Genomic DNA, 18,494 nt, shown 5'->3' with positions numbered 1-18,494 from the left:
GAACTGTTCAGCCGCCGTACGGCACCGTCAGGATCTCGAGGTTGTGCCCGTCGGGATCGTCCCAGTAGAGGCCACGTCCGCCGTCGTTGGTGTTGATCTCACCGTCGCGCCGGTGGAACGGATCGGCCCAGTAGGCCAGTCCGCGCTCGACGATCCGTCCATGGATCTGGTCGAACTCCTCCTCGCTGACGAGGAAGGCATAGTGCTGCCGATGCGGCTGCCCGTGGGCGTCGGCGAAGTCCAGCGACGTTCCGTTCCCGAGCTGCACCACAGCGAACGGCCCATAGCTGGTCGGATTGCCGAGTCCGAGGATCTCGGCCAGGAAGCGCGCGGACGCCTCCTTGTCGGAGCAGTTCACGATGGTGTGGTTGAACTCGACGGCCATGACCCCAGCGTAGGGGCTCGGAAGTTCCGCGGCTGCGAGTGATGACGTGGACCCGTTGTGCATTCGGGTGAGTCGGGGTGACCATGAAGCTTGGGTGGCCTGGGAGCTCAAGGAGGTCTGCAGATGGATCGGGACTGGCTCACACTCGGCTGGAAGATGCTGCTCGTCCGCGGGGCGATCGGCATCGTCTTCGGGATTCTCGCGATCGTCTGGCCGATCGAAACGGCCATCGCGCTCGCACTGCTGTGGGGCATCTGGGCCCTTGCGGACGGCATCGGTTCGATCGCACAGGCGTTCCAGCCGGAGTCGAGAGGCAACCGGCTCTGGCTCGTGGTGCTCGGCGTCATCGCACTGCTCGCGGCGTTCTTCGCGATCTTCCACCCGGGGATGGCGGCGAAGACACTGACGTGGATCCTCGGCATCTGGCTGATCGTCCGCGGACTCTTCGAACTGTTCGGTGCCTTCACCAACAACCACGTCATGCCGCGCTGGCTGCTCGTCGTGAGCGGTGCCCTGTCGATCCTGATCGGCGTCCTGTTCGTCGCCAACCCGGGTGCGTCCGCGGTCGGCATCGCCGTACTCCTCGGGGTGACCGCCCTGGTCTGGGGCGTCGTCCTGATCGCCGTCGGCCTCAGCGTCCGCCGCGACCTGAGCCATCCACCCCAGACCACCACGCCGTCCCCGGCGTGATCGGCTGACATTCGTCCAAGACCGACGGCCGGCAGCCGCATAGCGTCCCGTGCATGGTTCATCGCGACGTTGAGCTCGTGCACGGGATGCACGTGGTCCACGACGGCCCGCGGACAGCGTCGCCGTTGGTGCTCATTCATGGATCGGGCGCCTCGGGCGCATCCTGGGGTCCGGTGGTCGAGGCACTCGCCGGCCGTCATCACGTCATCCGGGTAGATCTTCCCGGCTGCGGCCGGTCTCCGACGGCTCCGACGTACGACGTGCCTCGTCAGGCGAGCCGCGTTGCCGAGCTGCTCGACGACCTTGGACTGCGGGACGTCCCTGTGGTCGGGCACTCCAGCGGCGGCTGGGTCGCCATCTCGCTCGCCGAACAACGCCACGACCTGGTGGGTTCGCTCGTGCTGATCAGCACGGCCACCAGCCTCGATGCGCTGCAGCCGCAACCGTTCATCCTGCGAGCCCTGCTGGCCCCGCCCTTCGGCGCGCTGCTGTGGCCCAGGCGGTCGGACGCGATGATCCGCAAGGGAATCGGGGCAACGATGGTTCGCCCGGTGGACATTCCGGACGATACGGTCGCCGACCTGAAGAACCTCACGTACCGCACCTTCCGCAAGATCCTGCGGTGCAACGGCGCCTACGTCGCCGAGCGCAGTACTCCGGACCGTCTCACCGGCCTCGACGTACCGGTACTCGTGATCTTCGGTGCCGCCGACCCCCGGTACTACCCGGCGACAGCGCGCCAGTACGACGCGGTGCCGAACACACGGCTCGAGATGCTGCCCGGTGTCGGGCACATGCCGATGCTCGAGGCGCCCGAGCTGACCAGCGAACTCCTGCTGGGCTTCACGGCCGCTGCCGCGGACACTCCCACTCCGTAGACTGATTACGTGTCGTCGACTGGCACATCACCTGGCTGGACATGGTCGGACGTGGACGTCGCCGTACCGCGCCCGTCAGCTCGGCTGCCGGGGATCAGCATGGCCGGGTTCGGCGTCCGAACATCCGCGTTCGTGGACATCGCCATGGTTGCCCACCCGTCGGTCACTCTGCTGTTCGACCTGAGCGAGGTAGGAGGCATCGTCTACGGGGCCGATGGGGGGCAGCACCAGCGCGGCAGCTTCGTCGCCGGGCTCCTCCCTGGCCGGCTGCGCGCCGGCGGCTGGAACGGCGAGTGTCTCCAGATCCGCTTGTCGCCGGTCGTCGCGGCCTCGGTGTTCGGCGCGTCGAGCGAACTCTCCGGGACGGTCGCATCCCTGGACGATGCCTGGGGCCGCGATGCCGGACAGCTCGAGGAGAAGCTGCGCGCCACGGGATCCTGGGACGAACGGTTCACGATCGCGGCGGACGTCCTCACCCAACGCCTGGACGGCCGGCGATCGATCGACCCGGAGGTCGCGTTCTCCTGGCAGCGGACGGTCGCCGGCCGCGGGCGGATCCGGGTCGACGGGCTGGCGGACGAGGTCGGCTGGAGCCGGCAGCGCCTGTGGTCCCGCTTCCGCTCCCAGATCGGCCTCACGCCCAAACGCGCCGCTCAACTCGTGCGCTTCGACCACGCCGCTCACCTTCTCGCGGCAGGCCACGCCCCCGCGAGCGCCGCCGCCCAGAGCGGGTACGTCGACCAGTCCCATCTCCACCGCGACGTCAAAGCCATCACTGGAATCACCCCGTCCGCCGTGGCCACCGCGCCATGGCTCGCAATCGACCACATCGCCTGGCCCGCGCATCCCAGATGATCCCCGCGTGTGGCCTTCAGTCCTCGATGGCGGTCAGCGTTTCGATGAGCCGATCGATGTGACTGGAGAGTGCTCGACCGGCCGGCACGAGCTGCGGCGTCGAGTGCACCAGCTGTGCGTGACCGAGGAAGGCGGCGTACGCCAGCAGGCCGCGGTCGCGGGCCCGGGCCTGGGAGAGCCCGAGTTCGGCGAACAGTGAGGTGAGGTAGGCGAGCCGGCGCTCGGTCACCCGCGCCAGCGTGGGCGCGACCAGCGGGTGCGTCGCGGTGGCCTGCAGTGCGAGCTCGACGGAACCGGCTCCCGCCCCGGGGTCGCCCACCACCGCGGTGAACACGAGGCGGAGGAGCTTGCGCAGCCGGGTCGCGACGTCGGGGGTCCGGTCGACGGCCGCGATCACCCGGTCGGTGTCGCGTTGCTCCCAGCGCTCGAGCGCGGCGGCGATGAGCGCGTTCCGATCGGTGAAGTGCCAGTAGAAGCTGCCCTTCGTGGTCCCGAGCGACTTGGCCAGCGGCTCGACCGCGACCGCTCCGAGACCGCCCCGGGCCAAGGCGTCGAGCGCTGCCGCCGTCCAGTCGTTCGCCGTCAATGACTCGCGCTTCCCAATGGCCATGTCCATACGCTACCGTATGGTCAATCCTCCATACGGGGGCGTATGGAGGGAGTGTCATGAACGCACAGACCATCGAGGCGCAGCCCGCCGCCCCACGCACCGCCGAGCAGCGCAAGGCCCGGGGCCTGATCGGCGTCATCCGGCGCTACCCGGTCCTCAGCTTCGTCATCGCGGCCTGCCTGTTCGGCTGGCTGCCGTACATCGCGGCCTTCGCCGGGCTGGGATCGAATCCCGGGAATCTGCCGCTCGGCCCAGTCGCGGCCGCGCTGGTCGTCACCGCCTGCCAGGGGCGCGAGGAGCTGCGCGCCTGGGGCCGGAGGCTGCGCCAGTGGAGAGCAGCCCCGAAGTGGTACTTGCTCGCCATCCTGGCACCGGTGGTGGTGCACACCGTCAACGTGCTGGTGAACCATCTACTCGGGGCGCCGTTGCCCACCTCGGAGCAGCTAGCGGCCTGGCCCGGCGTACTGGCGTCGACGGTGGTGCTGGTTGTGCTGATCGGCTTCGGCGAGGAAGCGGGCTGGATGGCGTTCGCGGCGCCGATCCTGCTGCGCCGGCACGGCTTCCTGGCCGCCTGGGTTCTCGCAGCGGCGATGCGGATCCTTTGGCACCTGCCACTGATGATCGCCGGCGACCTGCCGTGGGTGATCGGGATCGTGGGCAACGCGGCCTTCACGATGGTGATGCTTCAGGTCTTCACCGCCAGCGGCGGACGCTGGACTCTGGTGGCGGTCTGGCACGCGGTCCTCAACGCTGTCGGCTCAGGTTTCTTCTTCCAGATGGTGACCGGCGAGGACAACGCGAGGCTCGGCTACCTGCTCGCCGCCGCCTACACCGTCGTCGCCACCGCCGTGTACGTCGGCCGACGGCGGGCCGCGGTGCGGTGACCTGATCCGTCCGGAACCAGAAAAGCCTCCCACCAGTTGGTGGGAGGCTTTCTCTGGTAGCCCCGACGGGATTCGAACCCGCGCTACCGCCTTGAGAGGGCGGCGTGCTAGGCCGCTACACAACGGGGCCAGAGGTTTGTCGTCCGGTCCTCACGGGCCAGGCAACGAGGTTGAACCTTACCGATTTCCGTCGGTGCGGTCCAATCCGCTGGGGTACTAGGACTCGAACCTAGACTAACTGAACCAGAATCAGACGGGCTGCCAATTACCCCATACCCCAAAGGCATTTCACTGCCGTTGTGAGACCGTCTCCGCCCTCACAACCTGGCTCGAAGAGAGTACCCGAGCATGGGCTCGGACACCAAAACGGGGGTGCCGGTGGCGGGTTGTCACTCCCGTCACACCAGCCTCGTGCCCGGGTGCGGCGCCGGCGTCAGCGGCAGGTCGCACACCGTCGCCAGCTTCATCCTCCGGGCCAGCCACAGCGCGACCGCCCCGAACAGTGCGAACTTCACGACGTCCACCGTCACCAGCGACCAGGGCGCGTCCTTCGCGCCCAGGCTGGCACCCACGCTGTTGGTCAACGCCGCGAACACGAACGTCACCACGTTGTTCGCCGCGTGCGCCGCGATCGACGCCTCCAGCCCACCGGTCCGTACGACGAGGAAGCCCGCGACCAACCCGAACGCGAACCGATCCAGGAACAGCGCCGGGCTCTCCCACGGCCACACCCCGTGCGCCATGGTGAACAACACCGTCGTGACGAGGACCGCGATCACGGAACTCCGCACCAGCGCGCCGACAGCCTGCAGCAGGTAGCCGCGGAAGAAGTACTCCTCCCCCGCCGCTTGGAACGTCGACGTGAGCAGCGTGACCGCAATCACGCCGGCCGCATCAGGCGCGATCCCACTGCCGCCATCACCGCCGATGAGCTCGACGCCGCCGACCTGGATCACACCGAGCATGACCAACTCGGTCACAACCGCTGCCACCGCGAACCACGCCAGCGGCCGCCACCGCAGCCGGCCGACGACCGAGGACAACAGCCCCGGCGCCTGCCGGTTGAGCGCTCGCGCGACCAGCATGCTCAACGGGATCAGCACGATCAGCGACACATTCGTCGCCAGCAGCCCGAGCCACGAGACCGTGCCGTCGGGATCCTTCCGGATGCCCTGCTGGATCCCGAGCACGATCACGCTCGTGATCATCCAGCCGACCAAGATGGCCAAGGCGCCGAGAACGACGTACCCGCGCGGTGCCTCCGGGTTCACCAGCAGCCGCTGGTACGGCGGAGGCCCCGCATCGGACCTGTCCGTCGCCGGCGTCACGTCGTGCGGCATCTAGCCCGCCAGGAGGGACGCACGCGCCTGCTCGAGCCGGTGCAGGGACTTCTCCCGGCCGAGCAGCTCGATCGACTCGAACAGCGGCGGCGAGATCCGGCGTCCGGAGATCGCCACCCGGACCGGGCCGAACGCGTTCTTCGGCTTCAGCCCGAGCCCTTCGATCAGCGAGGTCCGTAGCGACGCCTCGATCGCCTCAGTGGTCCAGTCCACGTCGGCCAGCGCCTTCACCGCCGCCTCGAGGACCGCACCCGCGTCACCGGTCAGCACCTTCGCGGCGGCGTCCGGGTCGACGCTGAACGCCGCATCGTCGACGAACAGGAAGCCGAGCATGTCGACCGACTCCGACAGCGTGTTCATGCGCTCCTGCACCAGCGGTACGGCGGCCTGCAGGACCGCACGCTGGTCCGCCGACGGCTCGGCCGGCAGCACGCCCGCCTTGGCCAGGAACGGGACCATCCGGGACCCGAACTCCTCCGGCGCCAGCATCCGCATGTGCGCGGCGTTGATCGCCTCGCACTTCTTCGGGTCGAAGCGGGCCGCGTTCGAGTTCACCTTGCGGATGTCGAACGCCGCGATCATCTCCGCCGTCGTGAACACGTCGCGGTCGTCGGCGATCGACCAGCCGAGCAGGGCCAGGTAGTTCAGCAGGCCCTCGGGCAGGAAGCCGCGCTGCATGTACTCGCCGAGGCCGGAGCCCGGGTCGCGCTTGGACAGCTTCTTGTTGCCCTCACCCATCACGAACGGCAGGTGCCCGAACCGCGGCGTCCGGCCGCTGCCGACGCCGATCTCGGCCAGCGCCTCGTAGAGCGCGACCTGCCGCGGTGTGGACGGCAGCAGGTCCTCGCCGCGGAGCACGTGGGTGATCTCCATCAGCGCGTCGTCGACCGGGTTCACCAGCGGGTACAGCGGGTAGCCGTTCGCCCGGACCAGGACGTAGTCGCTCAGGTTCTCGGGCAGGAAGGTGATCTCGCCGCGGACCAGGTCGTCGAACACGATCGGCCGGTCCGGCATCCGCAGCCGGACCACGGGCCGGCGGCCCTCGTCGACGTACGCCTTGACCTGCTCCTCGGTGAGCGTGCGGCAGTGGCCGTCGTACCCGCTGTGCTGGCCGGCGGTGCGCGCGGCCTCACGACGCTGCTCGAGCTCCTCCTGCGAGCAGTAGCAGTGGTACGCCCGGCCGGCCGCCAGCAGCCTGGCGACGACGTCGGAGTAGATGTCCATCCGCTCGGTCTGCTGGTACGGACCGAAGTCGCCGCCCTTCTCCGGGCCCTCGTCCCAGTCGATGCCGAGCCAGCGCAGAGACTCCAGGGTGTAGCTGAGCCCGTCCGAGGTGTTGCGGGAGACGTCGGTGTCCTCGATCCGCAGGACCAGCTTGCCGCCGTAGTGGCGGGCGAAGGCCCAGGCGAACAGCGCCGTCCGGATGTTGCCGACGTGCAGGTAGCCCGTCGGGGAGGGCGCGAAGCGCAGCCGCACCTGGTGCGGTTCGAGGCCGCCAAGAACGTCGCCGTCGTCGTCGAAGGAAGCAGCGGCTGGCCGGTCAGTCACGCACGATCACCTTGTTCGTCAGAGTTCCGATTCCTTCGACGCTGATGGCGACCTCGTCGCCGGGCAGCATCGGGCCGACACCCGCGGGGGTGCCGGTGAGCACCACGTCGCCGGGCAGCAACGTGGTGAAGGAGGTGATGTAGGCCAGCACCTCCGGGATGCCGAAGATGAACTGCGACGTCCGCCCGTCCTGCTTCGGCTCGCCGTTCACCTGCGTGCTGACCCGCAGGTCGGACACGTCGAGCTCGGTGCTGATCCACGGGCCGAGCGGGCAGAACGTGTCGTAGCCCTTGGCCCGGGCCCACTGCCCGTCGCTCTTCTGCAGGTCGCGCGCGGTGACGTCGTTGGCGATCGTGTACCCGAAGATCACCTCGTTCACCCGTTCCTTGGGCAGGTCGCGGCAGATCCGGCCGATCACGATCGCCAGTTCGCCCTCGAAGTGCAGGTTGTTGGTCTGCTCGGGGTACACGATGCCGTCCCGCGGCCCGATCACCGAGGTGTTCGGCTTCAGGAAGATCAACGGCTCGGCCGGTACGTCGTTGCCGAGCTCCTCGGCGTGCGCCGCGTAGTTGCGGCCGACGCAGACCACCTTGCTGCGCGGGATCACCGGAGCGAGCAGCCGGACGTCGGCCAGTTGCAGCTTCTCCCCGGTGAACTGGACCGGCCGGTAGAGCGGGTCCGAGTCGAGCACGGACACGGTGCCGGTGAGCCCCTCGGGGTCGTCGGTCTCGACGACGCCGTACCTCGGCTCGTCGTCCACGGAGAATCTGGCGATACGCACGGCCCGAGCCTACCGTCGCTGGGGAATGAGACAGTTATCCGGTGACGATCGAGATCCGGCAGGCGCTTCCTTCCGAGTACGACGCTGTCGGCGAGCTGACCGTGGAGGCGTACTCGCACGACGGTTATGTCCGGGGCGACTACGCGAGGACGCTGCGGGCGGCGGCTGATCGGGCCGCCAAGGCGGAGCTGTGGGTCGCGGCGGACGAGAGCGGTCTGCTCGGCTCTGTCACCTACTGTCCGGCGGCCTCTGTGTACCGAGAGATCGGGCTGGACGACGAGGGAGAGTTCCGGATGCTCGGAGTGGTCGGCCGTGCGCGCGGACTGGGCGTTGGGACCGCGCTGACCGAGCGCTGCATCGAGCGCACCCGCGAGCTCGGCCTCGGCCGGATCGTGATGTGCAGTGCGACGTACATGACGACCGCGCACCGCATCTACCAGCGCCTCGGCTTCGTCCGCATCCCCGACCGCGACTGGTCCCCGATCGCCGGCGTCGATCTGTGGGCCTTCGCCCTGGACCTGTGACCGTCACCCTCAGCCCCGCCGAATGGACGTCGTACGAGACAGCCCATCGGAACCGCGTCGACGCCTTGGTCTCCGGCCATCTGGAGCGGCGACGTCGTAGGCAGGCGCATCCGGTCGAGGACTTCCTCTTCACCTACTACCCCACTCGCCCGAACCAGCTCCGCATCTGGCATCCAGGACCGGGCGTCCGGTTGCTCGGTGCCACGCAGTACGACGGACGCCGCGGCTACAGGTACGTCGACGGCGCGGCGAGTGTGGATCCGGCGGAGGTGGAGCGGCGGGCGGACAGCATTCGGTGGATCCGTCGCCTGCTGGGTGCGACGCTGGATCGCCAACCGCAGTTCGGATGTTTCGGGTTGCACGAGTGGGCGATGGTCTACCGGACGTCCGACGTACGGCATGAGTCGTGGCCGTTGCGGCTGGGATCCGAGCGGACGGATCAGGTGGTGGAGTCGCACAAGATCGCCTGCTCGCACTTCGACGCGTTCCGGTTCTTCACGGACTCCGCGCGGCCGCGGAACGTGCTGCAGCCGACCCGGGAGTCCCAGCCACAGCTGGAGCAGGGCGGCTGCCTGCACGCCAACATGGACCTCTACAAGTGGGCGTCGAAGCTGATGCCGTTCACTCCGAGTTCCTTGGTGCTGGACTGCTTCGAGCTCGCCCGCGACATCCGCACGCTCGACATGCGCGCCTCGCCGTACGACCTCTCGGCTCTCGGCTACTCCCCTGTGCCGATCGAAACCACAGCAGGCAAAGGCGAGTACGCCGCTGCCCAGCGCACCTTCGCCGAACGCGCCCGGCCGCTGCGTCAGCGACTCGTCGATCTCTGCGACGAGTTGCTCGGCTAGGCTCGGCCGCATGGGGAAGATCGTCGCCATCGCACTGGGTGCCCTGCTGCTTGCCATCGGCGCGGTCTGGACGCTCCAGGGACTCGGCTACCTCGAGGGCAGCTCGATGACCGGTAGCTCTTTCTGGGCGATCGTCGGCCCTATCGTCGCGGCCGCCGGCGTCTCGCTCATCTACGTTGCGTTCCGCGGTCCGCAGAAACGGTGACGACCGCCCACTGGTAGTGCATCGATCGGCCGTCGTCCCACGTCTCCCATTCGTCGACAGTGCCGTAGCGCTGCAAGGTCTCCCGCAGTCCGTCGTCCGTGCGGATGCTGAAGAAGCGCCCCGGACCGAAGCCACTCTCGTCCTGCCAGACCTGCTCGCCCCCGGTGGCACTACCCCACAGCCCGATCGCCAGCGGCGCGCCAGGACGCAGCACTCGCACGATCTCGCTCAGCGCCTGGTCGACATCTTCGTCCGCGACATGCAGGAGCGTGCTCATCGTCCAGCCGGCGTCGAAGGTCTCGTCCTCGAACGGCAACTCCAGGACTGAAGCAACTTCCGCTCGGAGGCCGAGCGAGCGGCACGTCTCGACGCTGGCGGGCGCGAGATCCACGCCCACATAGGCGAACCCGGCATCCGCGATCGCCTGCCCGTCACGCCCCGGCCCACACCCGATCTCGAGCACGGACCGCCGCCTCTCACTCTCCAGCCGCGCGAGGTACGCCGTACGCCGAGCGACCCTGGCATCAGGCAGCTCACGCCCGACCCGCGCCCCGACCTCGTTGGTGTAGTAGGCAATCAGGTCACTCTCGCGCTGCGCGCGTCCGTCGTTCGTCATCTTCCGATCCTAGAGATGAGCGACTGGCCCACGGTCTCCACCGCTGATTGGCCCAATCCACTGGGCATTTCAGGCCCTACCGTGACAGTCGTGAAGGTAATGATTGCCGGCGCGACCGGAGTGATCGGACGACAGTTGGTCCCGCGCCTGATCGAGGGTGGGCATCAGGTGATCGGGACGACCCGCTCCGATGCGGGGCTCGAACAACTGCGGGCGGCCGGGGCTCACGGCGTACAACTCGATGTGTACGACGCGGATGCGGTGAAGGCTGCGGTCGCGGCTGCTGCGCCCGACGTGATCATGCATCAACTGACCGACCTCAGCAGCGGCGCCCCGGGTGGCAACGGCCGGATCCGGCGCATCGGCACCCGCAACCTCGTCGACGCGGCCCGCCAGGCCGCCGTACCCAAGATGGTCGCGCAATCGATCGCCTGGGCCTACGAAGCCGGTGCTGGACCGGCCGTGGAGACCACCCCGCTGGACGAGTCGGCACCGGACCCGCGCGGTACGACGGTGTCCGCGATCCGCGCGCTGGAGGACGGGGCGGCCGAACTCCCGGAGTACGTCGTCCTGCGGTACGGACTGCTCTATGGCCCGGGCACGTGGCTGCGCCGCGGCGGGTTGGCGGACGACGTACTACGGAGCGAACGGCCGGCCGATCACCCCGGTGCCGCGTTCTTCGGCGGCCTCATCGAGGGCGATGGTGTCTTCTCGTTCCTCCATGTCGAGGACGCGGCACGGGCTGCCGTCGACGCCCTGAACTGGCCGAGCGGCGCCGTCAACGTGGTCGACGACGAACCGGCACCGACGCGCGAATGGCTCCCCGTCTTCGCAGCGTCCGTGGGAGCCCCGGCTCCGGCCCTGGCGTCGGGTCGCAGACCGTGGGAGCGCGGCGCCGACAACGCCCTGGCCCGCTCGCGCGGTTGGACGCCGCTTCACCCCAGTTGGCGCACCGGCTTCAGCGCGGAGTGACCGCCTTCAGGGCGAAGAGGAGGGGGATGCGTGGGGCGTCGTCGGGGAGGCGCCACCAGCCCTCGGCGGTCTGTTTCATCCTGGGCCAGCGGGGCCACTGCAGGACCTCTGATTCACGCAGGGTCGTGACGTGGAAGCCGGTGGACGCGAGGGTGGTGACCACCTCACCCAGGCCGTGCATCCATTCGTAGCTGGTCTGACGGCCGGGCACCGCGTCGCCGGTGTAGGTCACGGTCGAGTCGTGGGCGATCGGTCCGCGGCCTTCGAGGTAGTCGGCGCGGATGATCAGGTCGTCGGACTCGCCCGGCAGCGACACCGGCCGCATCGCGTTCAGCAGTGGGTGGAACTCCACGACGTACAAGGCGCCGCCGGGCTTGAGGAGGTCATGGACCACGCGCGCCCAGTGCTCGAGATCGGGCAGGTAGCACAGCGCACCCTTGCCCGTGTAGACGACGTCGAACGTGCGGCCTTGCACCGCCTCCACAGCGTCGTACACATTCGCGTGGACGTAGTCGACCTCGACCCCGGCGTCGGCAGCGATCTGCCGCGCCTCCTCGAGCGACTTGGCCGACAGGTCCAACCCGGTCGTCCGCGCCCCGCGCCGAGCGAAAGCGATGGTCTCCGTCCCCAGATGACACTGCAGATGCAGTACGTCGCGACCCTCGAGCGGACCGAGGTCCTCCCACTCGTAGTCGGCGAACCAGAACTCCGCCGGCTGACTGTAGAAACGGCTTGCCGCGTGCAGCGGCGCCCGCGCATCCCAGTCCGCCTCGTTGGCGGCCACCATCCGCAGTGTCTGCTCGTCCAGTTGCATAAGCGTCCTCAGGCGTCGGGGTCGTCTGGCAGTCGACCGTAGGACAGATCCTTGGCGCGGTCGAACGTATTGCCGGCCGGGTGATGCGGGTGCGGCAGCGCCGAGTCGGTGTCAAGGTCGAAGCCGACCGCCTCCTCCGACTCGATCACGTCGTCGGTCTTCGGATGGTGCTGGTGGTGCGGCAGGTGTTTGCCGAGAGAGTGCAGCAGACCGGAATGCTCGTCCTGCGGCTCGGTCTCCGTCATCGCCGGGGCCCCTTCGGTAGTCGCCCTGCGACGCCGGGCGGAGGACTGATTGTGACGCGTTCTGGTGGCGAGCGGGTGAACGGCGCCTGCTTGATCGCAGCATCCCCTTGTTCAAGGTTGTGAAATAAGCTTGAATAAGAGGTATGGCACGGGTGGAGTTGCATCGGTGGCCTGGGCATCCGGACGGGTTCACCCGGGCCGAGCGGTTGGGCGGGTCGTACGAGCTGTACTTCCCGGACCCGTTGGTCGGGCGCGAGTTCGACCTGAGCGACGACGTCCTCGCGGCCTTGGAGGACGCCGCCGGCGATCTGGCCCGCCTGGACGCGACGGCCGCCGTCCTGACCAACAGCGAAGCCCTGGCCCGCCTGCTGCTGAGGGCAGAGGCTGTCGGGTCGTCGCAGATCGAAGGGCTGGTGGTCGGCGCGCGCCGCCTGCTCAAGGCCGACGTACTGCGGGACCGGCAGCGCGACGTCACCGCCGAGGAGGTGCTCGGCGCGGTCGACGCGATGACCTGGGCGACCGAGTCCGTCCAGGCCGGCGACAAACTCGAGGTCGACCACCTGCTCGAGGCGCACCGGCGCTTGATGGCCCAGTCCCCCACACCCGAGTTCGGCGGCGAGGTCCGCTTCCTGCAGAACTGGATCGGCGGCCGCTCCCCCGCCGAGGCGTACTACGTCCCGCCGCCGGCGCACCTGGTGCCCGACCTGCTGGCGGATCTGATGACCTTCGTCCGGGAGTCCCGGCTGCCGGTGCTGGCGAAGACCGCGATCGCGCACGCGCAGTTCGAGACCATCCATCCATTTGCCGATGGCAACGGCCGGACCGGGCGGGCGCTGATTCACCTGATCCTGCGGGCCGATGGACTCATCACGCGAACCGTGCCGCCGGTGTCGCTGTCGCTCGCCACCCACGCGATGCAGTACGTCGAAACACTGACGGCGTTCCGGCATGTCGGTCGCTCGACCACTGCGAAGGCTCGGTCGGCGGCGAATCCGTGGCTGCGGATGTTCGCGATGGCCTGCAGCCACGCGACGGCGGAGGCCGCTCGCTTCGAGCAGACGGCGGCCGAACTGAAGTCCGCATGGCGCGAGCGAGCCGCGCCCGTCCGCGGCGGCTCGGCAGCCGACCTGCTCATCGAGGCACTGCCCGCCGCGCCGGTGCTCACGCTCGCGGCGGCGGCGCAGCTTGTCGACCGCTCCCAGCAGGCGACCAACCAGGGTCTGGCGAGGCTCGTCGAGGCCGGCATCCTGCGTGAGATCACCGACGGCCGACGCAACCGCGTCTACGAGGCGCCCGAACTGATCGACGCGTTCACCCTGCTCGAACGCCGCTTCGCCAGCCCGGCCGCGGACACCCGGATCGAGCCACCTAGCAGACCGGTCCCATCGAGGCCAGCACCAACACGCCACGCACATTGACTTTCGTCTCCCGAGCGAGCAAGAATTCGAACATATGTTCGATCGTACAGGGAGAGATGATGCCAGAGCCGTTCGACTGGGACATCCTGCACCGGCCATCGGCGATGGCCATGGTCCGGGGCCAGCTCGGCTTCAGCTGGATGGTGCTGTCCGGCCGGCTCGCGCAGTTGACCGACGACCAGTACTTCTGGCGACCTAGCAGCGAGGCGCTGACCGTCGTGCGCCGGCACTACACCGGACGGTTCCGATCACTCGGGTCCGGCGAGTGGGTCGCGCAGTGGCCCGACGAGCCGGACCATCGCGGGCCACGCACGATCGCCTGGCTGATCGCCCATCTCACCGAGACATTCTTCGAGCGCTGGGAGTGGACGTTCGGCACGAGCCAGCAGGGACGTGCGGACATCACCCTGCACGGGAACGCGCGGGATGCGGTGGCGTGGCTGACACATTGGGTCGAGGCCTGGCAGGACGCGATCGCCGCTCTCGACGAGGAGCAGGTGATGACGATCGGCCTGAGCCAGGCGACCGAACTGGACGCGGGCGAGCCGTTCGGTCACGTCGTACTGCGGCTGAATCGGGAGTTGATCCACCATGGCTCGGAGATCATGACGCTCCAGGATCTCTACGCGGTCGCTGCGTGAGTTGCGGGCGAGGACCACAAGATGTGCGACACGCGGCGTGGCGCTACCACAAGATCTAGGGGTCGCCACTTAGCATCACTACTGCTGGTGGTTCGGAGTGGCCGGTACTGCGAGATGTGGGCCACGCCGAGGCAACAGGGGAATCCGGTGCGAGTCCGGAGCTGCCCCGCAACGGTGAGCGGAAGCCTTCCGCGAGTCCTGATACCTGCCACCGGCGCGTGCACCGCCGGTGCACGCGGTCCGAGACCTCGCGGGTGGGTCGCAGGGCGTGGCGGCAGTGTTCCCGGCCGGTGCTGCCGGCCCCGTCGTGCGCCCCTCCGCGTGGCTCCGGTCCTCCGAACTCGTTTGGAGACAACACCTGTGACGATTGCTTCCTCATCCCGGGCGGCGACAGCCGACCAGTCGATCCAGCTGACCGTCGTACGCCGCGACGGCGGCCACACCGGTTTCGACCAGACCAAGATCTCGGTCGCCATGACCAAGGCGTTCCTCGCCGTCGAGGGCGCCGAGGCGGGCACCACCCACCGGGTCCGTGACCTGGTGACCGACCTGACCGGCCGGGTCGTCGAGGCCCTGACGAGCCGCGGTGACGCCCGCCGCAGCGTGCAGGTCGAGGACATCCAGGACCAGGTCGAGCTGGCGCTGATGCGCGCCGGCGAGCACCAGGTCGCCCGTGCGTACGTCCTCTACCGCGAGGAGCGCACCAAGGCCCGCACCCCGGCCGACCCGTCCGGCATCACCGACAAGCCCGCGCTCACCGTCCGCGCGGCCGACGGCAGCGCGGCGCCGCTCGACGTCGACCGCCTGCGCGTGATCGTCGCGGAGGCGGCCACGGGTCTCGACGCGGTCGACCCCGAGCTGATCCTCGACGAGACCCTCGGCTCCTGCTACGACGGCATCGCGCAGCACGAGGTCGAGCTCGCGCTGGTGATGGCCGCCAGGTCGTATGTCGAGACCGAGCCGCAGTACAGCTTCGCCGCATCCCGGCTGCTGCTCGACCAGATCCGTCGCGAGGCGCTCGGACGCGTCCACGGCGAGCCGCGGCAGGCCAGCCAGGCCGACATGACCGACGCGTACGCCCACTACTTCCCTCGCTACATCCAGCTCGGCATCGAAGCCGGGCAGCTCGACCCGGAGCTGGCGAGCTTCGACCTGGACCGGCTCGCCGCTGCGATCCGTCCCGAGCGCGACCTGGACTTCACCTTCCTCGCCCTGCAGACCCTCTACGACCGCTACCTGCTGCACATCGACAAGGTCCGGTTCGAGTTGCCGCAGGCATTCTTCCTGCGGGTCGCGATGGGGATGGCGCTGCGCGAGGACGACCGCGAGGCACGGGCGCTGCAGTTCTACGAGTTGCTCAGCTCGTTCCGGTTCATGTCGTCCACACCGACACTGTTCAACTCCGGCACCACCCGGCCGCAGCTGTCGTCCTGCTTCCTGACCACGGTCGAGGACGACCTGGCCGGCATCTTCCACGGCATCCGCAACAACGCGATGCTGGCCAAGTACTCCGGTGGCCTCGGCAACGACTGGACCCCGGTGCGCGGGATCGGCGCCAGGATCCGCGGGACCAACGGCGAATCGCAGGGCGTCGTACCGTTCCTGAAGATCGCCAACGACACCGCGGTAGCTGTGAATCAGGGTGGAAAGAGAAAGGGCGCGGTGTGTGCGTATCTCGAGACCTGGCACGTCGACATCGAGGAGTTCCTCGACCTGCGGAAGAACACCGGCGACGAGCGCCGGCGTACGCACGACATGAACACGGCGAACTGGGTGCCGGACCTGTTCCTGCAACGGGTCGAGGCCGGCGGCGACTGGACGCTGTTCTCTCCCAACGAGGTGCCCGACCTGCACGATCTGTACGGGCCTGAGTTCGCCGCGGCGTACGCGCAGTACGAGGCGGCGGCCGACCGGGGCGAGATCAAGGTCTTCAAGCGGGTCAAGGCGGTCGACCTGTGGCGGCGCATGCTGACCGTGCTGTTCGAGACCGGGCATCCGTGGATCACCTTCAAGGACGCCTGCAACCTCCGCTCGCCGCAGCAGCACGACGGCGTCGTCCACTCGTCGAACCTGTGCACCGAGATCACCCTGAACACGACCGTCGACGAGACCGCGGTCTGCAACCTCGGTTCGGTCAACCTGGTCGCGCACCTGACCGAGGACGGGCTGGACGCCGACCTGCTCCGCGAGACGGTGAAGACCGCGGTCCGGATGCTCGACAACGTCATCGACGTGAACTTCTACACCACCGCGGAGTCGGAGCGGGCCAACCAGCGGCATCGCCCGGTCGGCCTCGGTCTGATGGGCTTCGCCGACGCACTGTTCGCGCTGCGGATCCCCTACTCCTCCGACGCCGCCGTGGCCTTCGCCGACAGCTCGATGGAGCAGATCAGCTACCACGCGATCGAGGCGTCCAGTGATCTCGCCGCCGAGCGCGGCCGCTACTCGTCGTACGACGGATCGCTGTGGAGCCAGGGCATCCTGCCGATCGACTCGCTCGAGCTGCTCAGGACGGCGCGGGACGGCGACCTGATCGTTGACCAGAGCAAGCAACTCGACTGGGACGCGCTCCGGCAGAAGGTGCTGCGCGACGGCATGCGCAACTCGAACGTGATGGCGATCGCGCCGACCGCGACGATCTCCAACATCTGCGGGGTGAGCCAGTCGATCGAGCCGACGTACAGCAACCTGTTCGTGAAGTCGAACATGTCGGGTGAGTTCACCGTGGCGAACCCGTTCCTCGTGGCCGACCTGAAGGCGCGCGGGCTGTGGGATCAGGTGATGGTGTCCGACCTCAAGTACCACGACGGCATCCTGGCGGGGATCGAGCGGATCCCGGCCGACCTGCGCGAGCTGTATGCGACGGCCTTCGAGATCGACCCGATGTGGCTGGTCAAGGCGGCGTCGCGGCGGCAGAAGTGGATCGACCAGTCGCAGTCACTGAATCTCTACATGGCCGCGCCGTCGGGCCGGGCGCTGGACGAGCTCTACAGGTCGACTTGGCGGTATGGACTCAAGACGACCTATTACCTGCGTTCCCAGTCAGCCACCCATGTGGAGAAGTCCACGCTCCAAGGGACGGACGGCCGGCTGAACGCCGTACCCGTTGCGCTTCCCGAGCCCACCGGCGCCGTGTGCGCCATCGACGACCCGGACTGCGAGGCGTGCCAGTGACGACCGGATTGGGAGAGATCGCCGTCGGGGCGTCCCGGGTCGAGGTCGCCGACAAGGCGATGATCAACGCGCGGGCGGACGTGAACCAGTTGCTGCCGCTGAAGTACCGGTGGGCCTGGGAGAAGTACCTTGCCGCCTGCAACAACCACTGGATGCCGACCGAGGTGTCCATGCAGGCCGACATCTCGCTCTGGAAGTCGCGCGACGGCCTGACCGAGGACGAGCGGATGATGCTGAAGCGCAACCTCGGCTTCTTCGCTACGGCGGAGTCTCTGGTCGCGAACAACATCGTCCTGGCCGTCTACCGGCAGCTGACCAACCCCGAGTGCCGGCAGTACCTGCTGCGCCAGGCGTTCGAGGAGGCCGTGCACACGCACACCTTCCAGTACATCTGTACGTCGCTCGGCCTGGACGAGGGCGAGCTGTTCAACATGTACCGCGAGGTGCCGTCCATCTCGGACAAGGACGCGTGGGCGCTGAAGTACACCCAGCACCTGGAGGACCCGGACTTCCGGACCGGGACGCCGGAGAGCGACACCGCGTTCCTGCGCGACCTGATCGCGTTCTACGTGGTGTTCGAGGGGATGTGGTTCTACACAGGATTCGCGCAGATCCTGTCGCTGGGCCGGCGGAACAAGATGGTCGGCATCGCCGAGCAGTACCAGTACATCCTGCGCGACGAGTCGATCCACCTGAACTTCGGCATCGACTGCATCAACCAGATCAAGCAGGAGAACCCACACCTGTGGACGGCCCGGTTCCAGGCCGAGGTGCGGCAGATGCTCACCGAAGCGTGTGAGCTGGAGGTCGCCTACGGCCGCGCGACGATGCCGAACGGCATGCTCGGCCTGACCGCGGAGCTCTGCGAGCAGTACATGCACTTCATCACCGACCGCCGCGCCGAGCAGATCGGCCTCGCGCCCCTCTTCGGCGAGACCCGCAACCCCTTCGGCTGGATGTCAGAAGTCATGGACCTGAAGAAGGAAAAGAACTTCTTCGAAACCCGCGTCATCGAGTACCAGTCGTCAACCGGACTGAGCTGGGACTGAGTGCGACGCGAGCCGGG

General features: G+C 68.3%; 20 protein-coding genes, 2 tRNA genes and 1 riboswitch. Of the genes, 12 read left to right on the top strand and 10 right to left on the bottom strand.

Translation table 11 applies throughout. The annotated features are described in order from the left end of the window. Positions 1–7: 7 nt before the first annotated feature. The gene (locus ACGFH6_RS43140) at positions 8–385 is read right to left on the bottom strand and encodes a VOC family protein (RefSeq protein WP_393396877.1); all 378 of its coding nucleotides are present in this window, start codon (positions 383–385) and stop codon (positions 8–10) included. 123 nt (positions 386–508) lie between these two features. Here ACGFH6_RS43140 and ACGFH6_RS43135 point away from each other — a divergent pair, with 123 nt between their 5' ends. The 3 genes from ACGFH6_RS43135 to ACGFH6_RS43125 are packed head-to-tail and all read left to right on the top strand — an operon-like array spanning position 509 to position 2,808. Further along, a complete protein-coding gene (locus ACGFH6_RS43135; protein WP_393396875.1) occupies positions 509–1,075 on the top strand; it encodes an HdeD family acid-resistance protein in 567 nt (188 codons plus the stop codon). A 53-nt stretch (positions 1,076–1,128) separates the two neighbouring features. Then, a complete protein-coding gene (locus ACGFH6_RS43130) occupies positions 1,129–1,953 on the top strand; it encodes an alpha/beta fold hydrolase (protein ID WP_393396873.1) in 825 nt (274 codons plus the stop codon). Between the two features lie 9 nt (positions 1,954–1,962). Next, positions 1,963–2,808 carry a helix-turn-helix domain-containing protein gene (locus ACGFH6_RS43125; protein ID WP_393396871.1) on the top strand — a complete coding sequence of 282 codons (846 nt, stop codon included), beginning with the start codon at positions 1,963–1,965 and terminating at the stop codon, positions 2,806–2,808. A gap of 16 nt (positions 2,809–2,824) precedes the next feature. Here ACGFH6_RS43125 and ACGFH6_RS43120 read toward each other — a convergent pair whose 3' ends face one another. Next, positions 2,825–3,418, bottom strand: a complete 594-nt coding sequence (locus ACGFH6_RS43120) for a TetR/AcrR family transcriptional regulator (RefSeq protein WP_393396869.1) — start codon at positions 3,416–3,418, stop codon at positions 2,825–2,827. A 56-nt stretch (positions 3,419–3,474) separates the two neighbouring features. On the opposite strand from ACGFH6_RS43120, the gene ACGFH6_RS43115 reads away from it, so the two are divergent. Next, on the top strand, positions 3,475–4,302 hold the full coding sequence (locus tag ACGFH6_RS43115) for a CPBP family intramembrane glutamic endopeptidase (RefSeq protein WP_393396867.1): 828 nt from the start codon (positions 3,475–3,477) through the stop codon (positions 4,300–4,302). A gap of 54 nt (positions 4,303–4,356) precedes the next feature. Here the strand turns inward: ACGFH6_RS43115 and ACGFH6_RS43110 are convergent. The 5 genes from ACGFH6_RS43110 to ACGFH6_RS43090 all read right to left on the bottom strand — a co-directional run bounded on the left by ACGFH6_RS43110 (position 4,357) and on the right by ACGFH6_RS43090 (position 7,971). Then, positions 4,357–4,432 (bottom strand) — tRNA-Glu (locus ACGFH6_RS43110). 78 nt (positions 4,433–4,510) lie between these two features. Next, positions 4,511–4,582 (bottom strand) — tRNA-Gln (locus tag ACGFH6_RS43105). A 118-nt stretch (positions 4,583–4,700) separates the two neighbouring features. Then, positions 4,701–5,642 (bottom strand): CPBP family intramembrane glutamic endopeptidase, encoded by a 942-nt coding sequence (locus ACGFH6_RS43100; RefSeq protein ID WP_393396865.1) that lies wholly within the window; start codon positions 5,640–5,642, stop codon positions 4,701–4,703. Next, complete coding sequence (gene gltX, locus ACGFH6_RS43095) at positions 5,643–7,190, bottom strand: glutamate--tRNA ligase (RefSeq protein WP_393396863.1); 1,548 nt, start codon at positions 7,188–7,190, stop codon at positions 5,643–5,645. It lies immediately after the preceding gene. After that, complete coding sequence (locus ACGFH6_RS43090) at positions 7,183–7,971, bottom strand: fumarylacetoacetate hydrolase family protein (RefSeq protein ID WP_131355344.1); 789 nt, start codon at positions 7,969–7,971, stop codon at positions 7,183–7,185. Before ACGFH6_RS43090 ends, gltX begins: the two co-directional genes overlap by 8 nt. A gap of 41 nt (positions 7,972–8,012) precedes the next feature. On the opposite strand from ACGFH6_RS43090, the gene ACGFH6_RS43085 reads away from it, so the two are divergent. From ACGFH6_RS43085 to ACGFH6_RS43075, 3 genes are read left to right on the top strand one after another with little or no spacing between them, the layout of a single operon-like run. Beyond that, on the top strand, positions 8,013–8,495 hold the full coding sequence (locus ACGFH6_RS43085) for a GNAT family N-acetyltransferase (protein WP_393396860.1): 483 nt from the start codon (positions 8,013–8,015) through the stop codon (positions 8,493–8,495). Then, complete coding sequence (locus ACGFH6_RS43080) at positions 8,492–9,343, top strand: 3-methyladenine DNA glycosylase (protein ID WP_393396858.1); 852 nt, start codon at positions 8,492–8,494, stop codon at positions 9,341–9,343. Before ACGFH6_RS43085 ends, ACGFH6_RS43080 begins: the two co-directional genes overlap by 4 nt. Before the next feature lie 10 nt (positions 9,344–9,353). Next, positions 9,354–9,548 carry a hypothetical protein gene (locus ACGFH6_RS43075; protein ID WP_393396856.1) on the top strand — a complete coding sequence of 65 codons (195 nt, stop codon included), beginning with the start codon at positions 9,354–9,356 and terminating at the stop codon, positions 9,546–9,548. Here ACGFH6_RS43075 and ACGFH6_RS43070 read toward each other — a convergent pair. Beyond that, on the bottom strand, positions 9,511–10,164 hold the full coding sequence (locus tag ACGFH6_RS43070) for a class I SAM-dependent methyltransferase (RefSeq protein ID WP_393396854.1): 654 nt from the start codon (positions 10,162–10,164) through the stop codon (positions 9,511–9,513). The genes ACGFH6_RS43075 and ACGFH6_RS43070 overlap by 38 nt on opposite strands. 99 nt (positions 10,165–10,263) lie before the next feature. Between ACGFH6_RS43070 and ACGFH6_RS43065 the strand changes: the two genes are divergently transcribed. Next, positions 10,264–11,136 carry an NAD-dependent epimerase/dehydratase family protein gene (locus ACGFH6_RS43065; protein ID WP_393397214.1) on the top strand — a complete coding sequence of 291 codons (873 nt, stop codon included), beginning with the start codon at positions 10,264–10,266 and terminating at the stop codon, positions 11,134–11,136. On the opposite strand, the gene ACGFH6_RS43060 is transcribed toward ACGFH6_RS43065, so the two are convergent. After that, positions 11,123–11,950 (bottom strand): class I SAM-dependent methyltransferase, encoded by an 828-nt coding sequence (locus ACGFH6_RS43060; RefSeq protein WP_393396852.1) that lies wholly within the window; start codon positions 11,948–11,950, stop codon positions 11,123–11,125. The genes ACGFH6_RS43065 and ACGFH6_RS43060 overlap by 14 nt on opposite strands. A gap of 8 nt (positions 11,951–11,958) precedes the next feature. Further along, positions 11,959–12,195, bottom strand: coding sequence for a hypothetical protein (locus ACGFH6_RS43055; RefSeq protein WP_393396850.1), 237 nt, complete (start codon positions 12,193–12,195; stop codon positions 11,959–11,961). A gap of 143 nt (positions 12,196–12,338) precedes the next feature. Here ACGFH6_RS43055 and ACGFH6_RS43050 point away from each other — a divergent pair, with 143 nt between their 5' ends. From ACGFH6_RS43050 to ACGFH6_RS43035, 4 genes are all read left to right on the top strand, one after another. Beyond that, on the top strand, positions 12,339–13,613 hold the full coding sequence (locus ACGFH6_RS43050) for a Fic family protein (RefSeq protein ID WP_393396848.1): 1,275 nt from the start codon (positions 12,339–12,341) through the stop codon (positions 13,611–13,613). A gap of 59 nt (positions 13,614–13,672) precedes the next feature. Continuing rightward, positions 13,673–14,254: a DinB family protein gene (locus ACGFH6_RS43045; RefSeq protein WP_393396846.1), complete on the top strand. Its 582-nt coding sequence runs from the start codon at positions 13,673–13,675 to the stop codon at positions 14,252–14,254. A gap of 71 nt (positions 14,255–14,325) precedes the next feature. Beyond that, positions 14,326–14,482, top strand: a riboswitch (cobalamin riboswitch). 132 nt (positions 14,483–14,614) lie between these two features. Beyond that, positions 14,615–17,428: a ribonucleoside-diphosphate reductase subunit alpha gene (locus ACGFH6_RS43040; protein ID WP_393396844.1), complete on the top strand. Its 2,814-nt coding sequence runs from the start codon at positions 14,615–14,617 to the stop codon at positions 17,426–17,428. Then, positions 17,389–18,477, top strand: coding sequence for a ribonucleotide-diphosphate reductase subunit beta (locus tag ACGFH6_RS43035; protein ID WP_393396842.1), 1,089 nt, complete (start codon positions 17,389–17,391; stop codon positions 18,475–18,477). Before ACGFH6_RS43040 ends, ACGFH6_RS43035 begins: the two co-directional genes overlap by 40 nt. The last annotated feature ends 17 nt before the right edge of the window (positions 18,478–18,494 follow it).

Origin of the sequence: Kribbella sp. NPDC049227, assembly GCF_043197265.1 — a bacterium.
In the GTDB taxonomy this organism is placed as follows: Bacteria; Actinomycetota; Actinomycetes; order Propionibacteriales; family Kribbellaceae; genus Kribbella.
The sequence above is the reverse complement of the archived record's forward strand: the minus strand, read 5'-3'. Positions and strand labels throughout refer to the sequence as shown.